Annotated in this window: 12 protein-coding genes; 11 read left to right on the top strand and 1 reads right to left on the bottom strand. The window is 37.8% G+C overall.

Features of this window, described 5'->3' with window-relative positions; genetic code table 11:
* Positions 1 to 41 precede the first annotated feature (41 nt).
* The 8 genes from IGL31_RS07940 to IGL31_RS07905 all read left to right on the top strand — a co-directional run bounded on the left by IGL31_RS07940 (position 42) and on the right by IGL31_RS07905 (position 8,581).
* Positions 42 to 374 (top strand): nucleotide pyrophosphohydrolase, encoded by a 333-nt coding sequence (locus IGL31_RS07940; RefSeq protein WP_002290045.1) that lies wholly within the window; start codon positions 42 to 44, stop codon positions 372 to 374.
* A gap of 111 nt (positions 375 to 485) precedes the next feature.
* Positions 486 to 1,694: a CCA tRNA nucleotidyltransferase gene (locus IGL31_RS07935; RefSeq protein ID WP_002324657.1), complete on the top strand. Its 1,209-nt coding sequence runs from the start codon at positions 486 to 488 to the stop codon at positions 1,692 to 1,694.
* Positions 1,695 to 1,847: 153 nt separating this feature from the next.
* Complete coding sequence (locus tag IGL31_RS07930) at positions 1,848 to 2,303, top strand: hypothetical protein (protein ID WP_002290187.1); 456 nt, start codon at positions 1,848 to 1,850, stop codon at positions 2,301 to 2,303.
* A gap of 361 nt (positions 2,304 to 2,664) precedes the next feature.
* Positions 2,665 to 2,940, top strand: coding sequence for a hypothetical protein (locus tag IGL31_RS07925; RefSeq protein ID WP_002290188.1), 276 nt, complete (start codon positions 2,665 to 2,667; stop codon positions 2,938 to 2,940).
* 12 nt (positions 2,941 to 2,952) lie between these two features.
* Positions 2,953 to 5,025: a cation:proton antiporter gene (locus IGL31_RS07920; protein WP_002331861.1), complete on the top strand. Its 2,073-nt coding sequence runs from the start codon at positions 2,953 to 2,955 to the stop codon at positions 5,023 to 5,025.
* A 166-nt stretch (positions 5,026 to 5,191) separates the two neighbouring features.
* Positions 5,192 to 7,075 (top strand): ABC-F family ATP-binding cassette domain-containing protein, encoded by a 1,884-nt coding sequence (locus tag IGL31_RS07915; protein ID WP_033581979.1) that lies wholly within the window; start codon positions 5,192 to 5,194, stop codon positions 7,073 to 7,075.
* A gap of 11 nt (positions 7,076 to 7,086) precedes the next feature.
* Positions 7,087 to 8,034: a thymidylate synthase gene (locus IGL31_RS07910; protein ID WP_002298126.1), complete on the top strand. Its 948-nt coding sequence runs from the start codon at positions 7,087 to 7,089 to the stop codon at positions 8,032 to 8,034.
* Positions 8,035 to 8,053: 19 nt separating this feature from the next.
* Complete coding sequence (locus IGL31_RS07905; RefSeq protein ID WP_002288392.1) at positions 8,054 to 8,581, top strand: dihydrofolate reductase; 528 nt, start codon at positions 8,054 to 8,056, stop codon at positions 8,579 to 8,581.
* Positions 8,582 to 8,643: 62 nt separating this feature from the next.
* Here the strand turns inward: IGL31_RS07905 and trhA are convergent, their stop codons facing one another.
* Positions 8,644 to 9,297, bottom strand: coding sequence for a PAQR family membrane homeostasis protein TrhA (gene trhA / locus IGL31_RS07900; RefSeq protein WP_002288393.1), 654 nt, complete (start codon positions 9,295 to 9,297; stop codon positions 8,644 to 8,646).
* Positions 9,298 to 9,428: 131 nt separating this feature from the next.
* Between trhA and IGL31_RS07895 the strand changes: the two genes are divergently transcribed.
* From IGL31_RS07895 to IGL31_RS07885, 3 genes are all read left to right on the top strand, one after another.
* On the top strand, positions 9,429 to 10,271 hold the full coding sequence (locus tag IGL31_RS07895) for a DegV family protein (RefSeq protein WP_002298122.1): 843 nt from the start codon (positions 9,429 to 9,431) through the stop codon (positions 10,269 to 10,271).
* A 157-nt stretch (positions 10,272 to 10,428) separates the two neighbouring features.
* Positions 10,429 to 11,325, top strand: coding sequence for an SGNH/GDSL hydrolase family protein (locus tag IGL31_RS07890; protein WP_081156315.1), 897 nt, complete (start codon positions 10,429 to 10,431; stop codon positions 11,323 to 11,325).
* A 2-nt stretch (positions 11,326 to 11,327) separates the two neighbouring features.
* Positions 11,328 to 12,041: a YpmS family protein gene (locus IGL31_RS07885; protein ID WP_086300134.1), complete on the top strand. Its 714-nt coding sequence runs from the start codon at positions 11,328 to 11,330 to the stop codon at positions 12,039 to 12,041.
* The last annotated feature ends 15 nt before the right edge of the window (positions 12,042 to 12,056 follow it).

Here is a 12,056-nt window from a genome sequence, read left to right as displayed (position 1 = left end):
TTGCGTTAAAGTTTTGGTAAGATAGTTTTGGAGGGAAAAAGATGGATAAAAAGCGTTCTTTATACAGTATGCAGCAGGAAGTGGATGAATATATCCAGCAATTCAAGGTGGGGTATTTCTCTCCATTAGCTCAGATGGCTCGATTAACTGAAGAAGTAGGTGAATTGGCAAGAGAAGTCAACCACACTTATGGAGAAAAAAGCAAAAAGGCTTCTGAACCAGTTAACTCGGTAGCAGAAGAACTTGGTGATGTTTTATTCGTTACGATGATCATGGCTAATTCATTGAATATCGACTTAACTGAAGTTTTTGAAAAAAACATGGAAAAATTCAATCAAAGAGACCATAATCGCTTTGAGCGTAAGGACGAGTAAACAAGATGAAGTGGTCCTGGCCTTGAAGACTCTGAAACGGACTTGTCAAACAGTCACCATGCAACTGAGTCTTTATCTCAGTACAAGAAACACGCAGGAAAGGTTGGAAAAATGAAATTAAAACAATTACCTCTGGAATACCAAAAGGCAATTCCAGTTCTGAAAAAATTAGAGAATGCAGGATATGAAGCTTATTTTGTAGGTGGAAGTGTACGTGATATCTTGCTGAACCAGCCAATCCATGATGTGGATATCGCAACAAGCGCATTTCCAGAAGAAATCAAACAGCTTTTTCCAAAAACGATAGATATTGGGATCGAACATGGAACTGTGTTGGTATTAGAAAATGATGAACAATATGAGATCACCACATTTCGGACGGAATCAACTTATCAGGACTACCGCAGACCAGATCATGTCGAATTCGTTCGTTCGTTGGCAGAAGATTTGAAAAGAAGAGATTTTACGATCAATGCGTTTGCTTTGAAAGAAGATGGAGAAATCATCGATTTGTTCGATGGTCTGCAAGATTTAGAAGAACAGATCTTGCGAGCTGTAGGCAATCCTCATGAGCGGTTCCATGAAGATGCCTTACGAATGATGCGCGGGTTGCGTTTTGTCAGTCAACTAGGGTTCAAATTAGAGGAAGAAACCTTCTACGCCATCAAAGAAAACCACGAGCTATTAGGTAAAATATCTGTAGAACGTATAAATGTGGAATTCATCAAGATGCTCTTGGGAAATGAACGGGCCGCGGGAATCCATGCATTTATTGAAACAGAGTGCTACATTTGCTGTCCCGGTTTGAAAGAAGAAGGCGAAGCACTTTTACGTTTTGCTGAATTACCATCCGTCCCATTGAAAGAAGAGAGCCAAGTATGGACATTATTGATCAGCCAACTGGGTCTAAAAGAAAATGAGATTCGTTCCTTTTTGAAATCGTGGAAGTGTTCTAACCAAATGATTAAAGACGTTCAAGCACTTGTCCAAGGACTACGACAACGAGAAACTGGAGCTTTGGAACCATTCGAATTGTACTTCTTAGGCAAAAAACATGCACTGCAAGTAGAAGAATTGATGATCTATTTTGACGAAACACCTCAGATGGATGCCGTAGGAGAATCCTATGATCGTTTACCTATCAAGTCATTAAGCGAATTAGCAGTAGATGGTAAAATCTTGCTAGAAGAAACTGGAAAAAAACCTGGTAAGTGGGTTAGTGAAGCTTTGCAATTAGCTGAAAAAGCCGTCGTAGAACAAAGAATAAAAAATGATAAAAAACAGGTTTTGGATTTTTTATCGAAAGAAAAATTGATTTAAAAAACACTAGACTGTATCTGCTCAGCTTTGTTGGCTACTTAAAGTGGGCAGATACGTCATTAGAAGAAAAAACATAAGATGTGACCACTTACATAAATTTGTGCTAAACTGAGGTAGTACAAGAATAAATTACATCATAAAGGAGTCTTTTTAATGAGTAAAGAAATGACAGCGCTAAAATTTTATTTTAGAAATGGAGAAACCTGGACGATCAACCGCCGTCATATCGGCGATCTTTGGATCAAACAAATCACAACAAGTTTTGGACGAATCAATGGCAGTGAATTTGTTGAAATCCATCCGTGTGCTGGATTTAAAATCGAAATCTTCCATGAAGGGGACGCAGTTGCGACACATGATATCAACCTAGGCGGACTGGAAATGGGCATGTTTAATCGCGCATTGAAATACGAAGATATCGAGCGAATGGAAATCCTTTACCGAAATGGCACACCTGATCTTGTATACTTCCCATATCTAGATAAAGGAACAGAAGGATTAGACAATCAATATCAATCAACAAAAATCAGCGAAAAAACAGGTAACTTGTATATCGTGATCAATCCAGATCAACGTGTAGAAGATGTATACGGGGAATTTTTCGAATAAATCGATTTTTACGCAAAAATGAGGCTGTGAAAGAGATGTGTCTTATTACTACTGATAGGCTGTCTCTTCCACACCGTTTATTCAGAATAAGGGACTGTGACAAGATTTTTGTCGCAGCCCCATTTTTTTGTTGTGATAAAAGAACAAGAAAGGCAGGAATGGGAAAGTAAACATCCTTTTGTCAGAAACTTTTATCTTTCTTAAGTTTTACTTGATATCTGATACTATTTGGAATAGAATGAGGCGTTGAAAAATTTATGGAAATTTCTAACTAGCAATAAACGATGAAACAATGAAATATTTTTCATCCAAAAAGAACTTTGCTATAATGATGGAAGTTTGTGTATAGGAGATCTGGAAAATGAGAGAGAGTTTTGAACAACAAAAAAAACTGTTGCATGATCGCTATGGCGCCCTTTCGATGGATGACCGCCGTCAAATACTTTGTAAGTTGCGTAAAAGAAATATATTGATGTATCGTCAGTTGGAACGTCTGAAACATGATCTGCTTCGTTTGGAGTCAAAACGTGTACAGTGTGAATTAGAGGGGAACCAAACACAGGTTGAAGTAGTCGAAACCAAAATTTTAAAGAAAAAAGAACAATTTTTAAAAATGCTTACACAAAATAAAAAATAAAGGGGATGGACGATGGAATTTGCTGAGTTAGTTATTGTATTTGCAGTAACGATCACCTTATCGAACATAGCTAGCCGCATTTTGCCAATGATTCCAGCTCCACTGATCCAAATTTTCCTTGGAGTGGTATTAGGTCTGACAAAGTGGGGACAATCAATCGATTTTGAACCTGAATTGTTCTTAGTTATGATTATTGCACCATTGTTATTTAGAGAAGGAGAAAAAGCAGATATTTCTTCGATTCTCAAAAATTTCGGGACAATTTTGTTCTTGGCATTTGGAGGAGTCATTTTGACCCTTGTCGGGGTAGGTGCGACGTTATCATTCCTGTTGCCAAGTGTCCCACTTGCTGCCTGCTTTGCTTTTGGAGCAGCGTTAGGTCCGACAGATGCGGTAGCAGTCAGTTCTCTTTCTGGACGAGTGAATATCCCTAAAAAGGCGATGCATATTTTGGAAGGAGAAGGTCTTTTGAATGATGCATCTGGTGTTACTGCCTTCCAGTTTGCTCTTGGTGCGCTGATCACCGGATCTTTTTCAGCAGTAAACGCGGGGATGAGTCTAGTAGTTTCTAGTATTGGGGGAGCTTTGATCGGCTTTTTGCTTGTCTGGTTCAAACAAAAAATAATTCATTTGATCGAAAAAGCATCAGCACAAGATGTCACAGGGTATCTGCTGATCGAACTTTTGCTTCCTTTTCTAGCCTATGTATTGGCAGAGGCATTTGATGTATCTGGAATCATTGCTGCAGTGGCAGCAGGTATTCTCCAAGCTTCTGGTTTTAGGAAAATCTCTGTGTTTGATGCAGAATTGTCGAGCTTGTCCCACAGTACATGGACAACTATTGCTTTTACACTGAATGCATTAGTATTTATATTTTTAGGAATCGAATTGACGCAAGTGTTCTCGCCAGTATGGGGAGACGGTTTATATCCAAACGGTCTTTTATTAGCGATTATCGTATTAATCTCTGTCATGCTTTTTGTGATCAGATTCATTTCTATCAGTCTTTTTTATGTATTCAAAGATGGCAGTAAAAAGTTCAAAAAACAGTTGAACGAGATCTTGATCTTAACATTTGGCGGTGTAAAGGGAACAGTCAGTTTGGCTACAATTTTTATTTTGCCATTTTCAATCAATAATATGATGTTTTACCAGCGGTCTTTGCTTTTGTTTCTGACGGCGGGTGTCATCTTAGTGACTTTGGTCATAGGGATCATTGTCTTGCCTATGCTGACGGAAACAGAGGAAGCGAAAAGCACGGATTTGAATGCTTTGATGATTTTAGAAGAGGTCGTTGAAGTTTTGCGAAAAGAAATAAAGGAAATTGATCGTAATACAAAAGAATTTTTAGCCACTGAAGCAGTGATAGAAAATTATCAAGAACGGATACGTGATCTTTACTTGGAAGATTTAACCGATGATGAAAAGCAAGAAGTACAAGAAATACAAGCACTGATTTTGTCGATCGAACGGGATGGATTGGATGAAAGTTATCGTTCGGGCAAGCTTTCTTCTAATGGTTATCGTTTTTACTCCCGTTTTCTTTCTCGATTCGAACATTCTATCACAAGCCAGATTTTGTCTTTTATCGGCTTTTGGTTCATTGTTGTCCGTAGGTTAATGCGAATCGTTCTCCATCCGAAAATGTTTTGGCAAAGAAGATATGCTGATCGTCAGACATTTATTAGTGATGAAGATATCCAAGAAATCAGAGAGACATATCAAAAAAATACTCAGTTGATTATTGAAAGTTTAGATAACTTGACTGATATTTATGATGAAACGATGGTTCAATTTTTTATCCAGCAACGCAAACTTGAAGGAATAAAAATGAACTCGGGGAATTTGATTTCTTCGTGGATGATCCAGCAAGATAGTCTGTTTACGAAAAAAATGCTAAGAGGTTATTATCTTGAAAGAAAAATCATTGATGAATACGAAGTTGCTGAGAAAATCACGACGTTTTCTGCGAACAGCTATCGCAGGAATATCAATTTGTTAGAATCTTATACGATGAACAAACCATCTGATAACTTTTCTTTCCGATTTGCGTTTCGAGCAAAGTCAAAAAAACGAGTCCAATAAAATAAAAAGGTAAAAATTTTCAAGTTTTATAAAAAACAAAACATATCAGAACAGGATCGAATCGGTCCTGTTCTTTTTTGAGAACACAAAAAGAACAAATACCAAAAAAATTTTTCTGAAGTTCACTATTTTTATGATACAATATCCAAGATAAGGAGGGAACATGTTGAAAGAATTAAAAGTAACTGACCTCAAAAAAACTTATGGTGAAAAAGATTTGTTTGACCAGATTTCTTTTTTGGTCCACGAAAAAGACCGTATCGGGTTGATTGGGACGAACGGGACGGGTAAAACAAGTCTCTTAAATATTATTGCCGGTATCGATAGCGGCGACGGTGATCGGCAAACAGTGTTTTATCCAACTGATTACCGTATTGGTTATCTTTCTCAAGCAGCTGAATTTTCCGATGAATTAACTGTTCTCCAAGCAGTCTTTCAAGGAAACAGCCCCTTGATCCAAACTGTTCGAGCATATGAGGAAGCATTGATCGAACTAGGGGAAAACGGAGAAGACCCGGATGTGCAAAAACGTTATGCTAAAGCAGAAGAACAAATGAATAAAGAAGATGCTTGGACTACAGATACCAACGCAAAGATTATTTTGCAAAAATTAGGAATCAGTGAATTAGATAAAAAAATCAGTACTTTATCAGGTGGTCAGAAAAAACGAGTTAGTCTGGCGCAAGTGTTGATTGATGAACCCGATTTACTATTACTAGACGAACCAACAAACCATTTAGATTATGAAGCGATCGAGTGGTTGGAAAACTATTTGAAACAATACCGTGGCGCACTATTGATGGTTACCCACGATCGTTATTTTCTAGATAGAGTAGCAAACCGAATCTTCGAACTTTCATTTGGAAAATTATACGAGTATAAAGGAAATTATGAAGCTTACGTCTTAGAAAAAGCAGAACGTGATCGTGTAGAAGTAGAACAAGAAGAAAAGCGCAAGCGGCTTTATAAACAAGAATTAGCTTGGATGAGGGCTGGCGTACAGGCACGTGGCACCAAGCAGCAAGCACGGATCAACCGTTTCGAAGATCTAAAGGAGAACTTGTACCAAGTAAACCAAGAAGATGATTTAGAGCTGAACCTAGCGACGCAACGTTTAGGGAAAAAAGTACTGGAAATCAAAGATGGCAGTTACCGTATAAATGACCAAACACTGCTAGAACATTTAGATTTACTGATTCAATCTCGGGAAAGACTAGGTATTACTGGTAAAAATGGTGCGGGAAAATCGACATTGCTTAATATTCTAGCTGGCAGAATTCCCCTGGATAGCGGTACAATGTCTATCGGTGAAACGGTTCATCTTGCGTATTATACACAAGAAAATGAAGAAATGGCACCAGATAAACGGATGATTGCTTACTTACAAGAAGCTGCTGAAGAAGCAAAAACAGCAGATGGCAGTCAAATCGGAGTAGCAGAATTACTTGAACGATTTTTATTTCCAAGATTTATGCATGGGACACTGATAGGCAAACTTTCAGGCGGAGAAAAACGCCGGTTATTTTTGTTGAAACTGCTGATCCAGCAACCTAATGTTTTATTATTGGATGAACCGACCAATGATTTGGACATAGCAACATTGACGATTTTGGAAGATTATTTTAGAAGTTTTCCAGGTGCTGTGATCACTGTTTCCCATGACCGTTATTTCTTGGACAAGGTAGCAGATAAGTTATTAGTATTCCAAGGAAACGGAAAACAAGAACTTTATTACGGAAACATGTCCAGTTATTTACTGAAGCAAAAAGAGACCCAGCAGCCTGCTGAAAAAGCGAAACCAAAAATACAGAGCAAGGAACCTGCTGAAAAGAAGAAATTATCTTACATGGAACAAAAAGAATGGGAAACGATTGAAGATGAGATTGCAGAACTTGAAGAAAAAATCTCATTGCTCCAAGAAGAGATGAATCATCAAGGAGATAATTTCACTCGATTACAAGAATTGCAAAACGACGTATCTGAAACAGAAGCACAACTTGAAGAAAAAATGGCACGGTGGGAATACTTGAGTGAATGGGTAGAAGATTAGGAGGAAAAAGGATGGAACAAGCGTATCTTGACTTAGGAAGAAAATTGTTGGAAGAAGGGCATCGTAAAGAAGACAGAACAGGCACAGGCACATTAAGCTTATTCGGATACCAAATGCGGTTTGATCTGCAAAAAGGGTTTCCTTTGTTAACAACGAAACGAGTACCTTTTGGATTGATCAAAAGCGAATTGCTTTGGTTTTTAAAAGGAGATACGAATATCCGCTATCTATTACAAAATAAAAACCATATTTGGGATGAATGGGCATTTGAACGCTACATCAAAAGTCCAGACTATAATGGACCAGATATGACTGATTTTGGCCATAGATGTTTGACAGATCCTGAATTCAATGAAGAATATAAAAAGCAGAGCAAGCTTTTTTGCGAGAAGATCCTAACCGATGATTCCTTTGCTGAAACATACGGCGATCTTGGACACATCTACGGCTATCAATGGCGTCACTGGGAAACAAAAGACGGTGGCTTTATCGATCAAATCAAAGAAGTAATCGAAGCAATCAAAAAGACTCCTGATTCTAGAAGATTGATCGTTTCTGCATGGAATCCGGAAGATGTTCCTAGCATGGCTTTGCCTCCTTGTCATACGATGTTTCAATTTTATGTTCAAGAGGGACGGCTAAGCTGCCAATTGTATCAACGCAGTGGGGATGTGTTTCTAGGCGTTCCGTTCAACATTGCAAGTTATGCGTTGCTGACTCACCTAATTGCACATGAAACAGGTTTAGCGGTTGGCGAATTTGTTCACACATTAGGAGATGCTCATCTTTATATCAATCATATCGAACAAATGAAAGAACAATTGAGCCGAGAAATACGCGCATTTCCGACTTTAGTTTTGAATCAGGAAAAGCAGTCAGTATTTGATTTTGAGATGGAAGATATCCAATTAGAAGGATATGACCCACATCCGGCGATCAAAGCTCCTATCGCTGTTTAGAATCAGAAAGGATGAGAAAATGTTAGCTGCAATTTGGGCACAGGATGAAAACGGATTGATTGGAAAAGAAGACCGTCTTCCTTGGCGTTTGCCAAATGATCTGAAATTCTTCAAACAAATGACAGAAGCAAATACACTAGTGATGGGACGAAAAACATTCGAAGGGATGGGTAGCCGTCCGTTGCCGAATCGTCAGACGATTGTTTTGACGAGAGATTCTTCCTATAAAGCAGAAGGCGTGCATGTCATGCATAGTGTGGAAGACGTGCTTGCTCTGGAAAAAGAAACAGACGGTATCTTTTTCATCGCTGGAGGGTCAGCTGTTTATCAAGAATTTCTGCCATTTTGTACGATATTATACCGTACAGTCATCCATCATGTATTCGATGGAGATGCTTATTTTCCACCTGTTGACTGGTCTGATTGGTCACTGATCAATACTAGTCAAGGAGAAATGGATGAAAAAAATCGTTATCCGCATCAATTTGAAACGTATCAGCGTAATGAGAATCCTGTAAAAAGCGGGACAGGCGAATTGACGATATAAAAAAGCTATGGATAGACTAGCTGTTATTTAGAGCTGTCCCATCCATAGCTTTATTTTTTTTATTAAGTAAAGAATAAAACAGAGAAGTACATAAAACCTGCACCTAACATAACAAACAAATGCCAAACAACATGCATATAGCGGATAGAATTCAAGCTATAAAAGAATGCGCCTATCGTGTAAGAAAGCCCGCCTGCTACCATCAAAATAACACCAGTCATTCCAAGAGAGTGATAAAGAGGAACAGCAGCCACGACACAGAGCCACCCCATAAAAATATAGATGATCGTAGATACTTTTGATACTCTCTCCCGTTTATGCAACGTCAACGCTTTATATATAATGCCAAGAATCGCAAACAACCAGATTAATACAAATAAAGTCCAACCTAGCCATCCTCGGATACTCAGCAAACAAAAAGGAGTATAACTTCCTGCAATCAAAAGAAAAATCGAACTATGATCGAATACTTGGAACACCTTTTTTGCTTTTGTAAAAATCAATGAATGAAACAAAGTAGACGTTAAAAATAAAAGAATCATCATCGATCCATAGATAGCATAAGAGACAATATGGAGGGAGGAATGCAAGTGGGCACCTTTTACTAAAAGAACCACTAGTCCCGCGATACTCAATCCAGTCCCAATTCCATGGGTGACTGCATTAAACACTTCATTTAATATTTCATACGTTCGATTAAATTTCGTTTTTTCCATGAAAACGGCTCCTTTACTAGGTGTAATTAATGAAAAATCATTATTTGTCTGTTATACTAAAAATAGAAATTGTCTTACATGTAGTTTAACATGAATAAGGCATCTTGTTAAAGAAAGAGAGAGAGAAAATAATGACAAATGTAAAAATCGTAACAGATTCTTCATGTACGATGGAAAAAAATGTACGCGATGCTTTAGGCATTCGTGTCATGCCGCTATCCATCATGATCGACGGAACAGTATATCCCGATGATGACCAACTAGACGGCGAAAGATTTATGGAAATGATGGCGAAAGCAAAAAATCTGCCCAAAACAAGCCAACCACCGATTGGAGAATTCATCTCGATGTATGATGAGCTAGGAGAAGACGGCAGTGAAGTGATTTCGATCCATATGACAAAAGGCTTGAGTGGAACAGTAGAAGCAGCAAGACAAGCCAGTAATCTAACAAAAACGAAAGTAACGGTTATCGACAGTGATACCACTGACCAAGGATTATCTTTTCAGGTAATTCGAGCAGCTGAATTAGCAAAAGAAGGTAAAACAGTAGAGGAAATCCTTGAAGAAGTCAAAAAAGTACAAGACAATACAAAATTATACATCGGAATATCCACACTAGATAACTTGGTAAAAGGTGGAAGAATCAGCCGAACAACTGGTTTGCTGTCTAGTGTTTTGAACATACGCGTGGTGATGAATTTCGCCCATTCTGAATTAATCCCTGTAACTAAGGGGCGAGGAAAGAAAACGTTCGATAAATGGTTTAATAATTTGAAAAATGAACTGAAAGAATTGCCAAATGTGCGACAAATCGGTATTTCACATGCGGATGCAAAAGAATTGGCGCAAGAATTCAAAGAGGGTTTGCAAGAATTATTCCCGGACATGCATATCCCTGTACTGCATACGAATCCGGTTATCGCTACGCATACTGGTAAAGACGCGTTTGCAATCATGTATTATGTAGATTAGTCGAAAAGAGGATAAGCCCTCAGCCTGAAAGGCTTGCAGCTTATTCTCTTTTTCTTTATAAAATTAGGAAAATAATTGTTTTCTTTTTTCATAAAGACTACCTTTTTGATAAAATTTTTGATAACATTAGAACCAATCGAATACAAGAGGTGAAAAAATGAAATTAACGAAACGACATTTGATCCTCGTTTTGTTCCCATTATTAATTGCGATCATCATCTATGCAGGTTTAGCTGCTTCTATACCGAAAGCTGGCCCACTAATGAAACCAGTAACTACTGTGAGAGAAGATCCAAATAAAAAAGAAAAACTTCACTACATAGCTATCGGAGATTCGCTGACTGAAGGAGTAGGAGATCAAACCAAGCAAGGAGGATTCGTTCCCCTTGTCGCAAATGATCTAAAAGACCGTTATAATTTGACCGCGGTTGAAACAGAAAACTATGGTGTAAATGGTGAACGAAGTGACCAGATCTTAAAGCGAGTAAAAACAAAAGAAGAAATTCGAAACAATATCAAAACAGCTGATTTTATCACACTGACTGTTGGCGGTAATGATTTGATGAAAGTTATCCAAAATAATTTATTCGGGTTAACGGTCAATTCCTTTAAAAAGCCACTGAAAAACTATCAGAAAAATGTCACAGAACTATTGGAAGAATTTCGATCCCTCAATAAAACCGCACCTATTTACATTTTAGGCATCTACAATCCATTTTATTTGAACTTTCCTGAGATCACTGACATGCAGACAATTGTTAACAATTGGAACAAAGGAACAGAAACGGTGACGAAAAAAATGCCGAACTGCTACTTTATCCCAATCAATGATTTGCTTTATCAAGGATTGAATCAGGAAGTAGGTGTCACAGAAGAAGGAACAGGTCAAACAACTAGCACGACAGAAAATCTAAATGGCATCAAAAATAATGTGCTCTATGAAGAAGATCATTTCCATCCAAATAATTTAGGTTATCAATTGATGGCAAATGCAGTGAGAGATCAGCTGATCGAGACACAAAACCAATGGCTAGAGAAGGAGGATGATCAATAAACATGAAAACAAGAACTGACGTATCTTCAAACAAAACAAAGAAAACAAATTACTGGAAATTCGCCTTCCTTATCCTTCTTGGGGTAGTACTTGGTTCGACCGTATTTTTAGGCAGCCGTATTTTTGCTAATCGGGAACCAGAACTCCCAGAAATACCAGCTCTTACGGAAAGACAAGGAGATCCTATCTTAACGATCAATTCAAATAAAGAAAAAGTCAATCAAATCATCAGCTTTTTCCTTAGTGAGTATCAAAAAGATAGTGATATTGAATATAAATTTTATTTGGAAAATGAAGCACTACTCAATGGTACTTTCGAAGTACTAGGTTTTCCTATCGATTTCTATTTATATTTTGATCCGTATGTGATGGAAAACGGAAATGTCCAACTAAAAGCTAGAAGTCTTTCTATCGGAACATTGAGTTTGCCAATCAAAGATGTGATGAATATGATCAAGAGAAACTATAAATTACCAGATTGGATCGAAGTCAATACAGATGATCTGACTATCATGCTTAGGTTGGATCAATTCCGAATGCAAAACGGGATGTATATTAAAGCAGATAAAATCGACTTAGTAAATGATGACATTCGGTTTAGTCTATATTTGCCAAAAGATACCTCTGATGCTTCAAACAACTCAAATACCAACAAAACTAGCACCAGCAGTACTGAAAGCAAGACAAAAGAAAATAAAAAATCATCGGATGAGTAGTATTAGAGGGGGAAT

It is taken from the genome of Enterococcus sp. MSG3290 (genome assembly GCF_050555565.1).
Taxonomy (GTDB): Bacteria; Bacillota; Bacilli; order Lactobacillales; family Enterococcaceae; genus Enterococcus_B; species Enterococcus_B faecium.
The sequence above is the reverse complement of the archived record's forward strand: the minus strand, read 5'-3'. Positions and strand labels throughout refer to the sequence as shown.

Excerpts from the sequence above, each read along its gene's own strand:
- IGL31_RS07905 (WP_002288392.1), top strand. The coding sequence starts at position 8,054 with ATGTTAGCTGCAATTTGGGCACAGGATGAAAACGGATTGATTGGAAAA.
- IGL31_RS07895 (WP_002298122.1), top strand. The coding sequence starts at position 9,429 with ATGACAAATGTAAAAATCGTAACAGATTCTTCATGTACGATGGAAAAA.
- IGL31_RS07920 (WP_002331861.1), top strand. The coding sequence starts at position 2,953 with ATGGAATTTGCTGAGTTAGTTATTGTATTTGCAGTAACGATCACCTTA.
- IGL31_RS07940 (WP_002290045.1), top strand. The coding sequence starts at position 42 with ATGGATAAAAAGCGTTCTTTATACAGTATGCAGCAGGAAGTGGATGAA.
- IGL31_RS07885 (WP_086300134.1), top strand. The coding sequence starts at position 11,328 with ATGAAAACAAGAACTGACGTATCTTCAAACAAAACAAAGAAAACAAAT.
- IGL31_RS07890 (WP_081156315.1), top strand. The coding sequence starts at position 10,429 with ATGAAATTAACGAAACGACATTTGATCCTCGTTTTGTTCCCATTATTA.
- IGL31_RS07910 (WP_002298126.1), top strand. The coding sequence starts at position 7,087 with ATGGAACAAGCGTATCTTGACTTAGGAAGAAAATTGTTGGAAGAAGGG.
- IGL31_RS07930 (WP_002290187.1), top strand. The coding sequence starts at position 1,848 with ATGAGTAAAGAAATGACAGCGCTAAAATTTTATTTTAGAAATGGAGAA.
- trhA (WP_002288393.1), bottom strand. The coding sequence starts at position 9,297 with ATGGAAAAAACGAAATTTAATCGAACGTATGAAATATTAAATGAAGTG.
- IGL31_RS07935 (WP_002324657.1), top strand. The coding sequence starts at position 486 with ATGAAATTAAAACAATTACCTCTGGAATACCAAAAGGCAATTCCAGTT.
- IGL31_RS07925 (WP_002290188.1), top strand. The coding sequence starts at position 2,665 with ATGAGAGAGAGTTTTGAACAACAAAAAAAACTGTTGCATGATCGCTAT.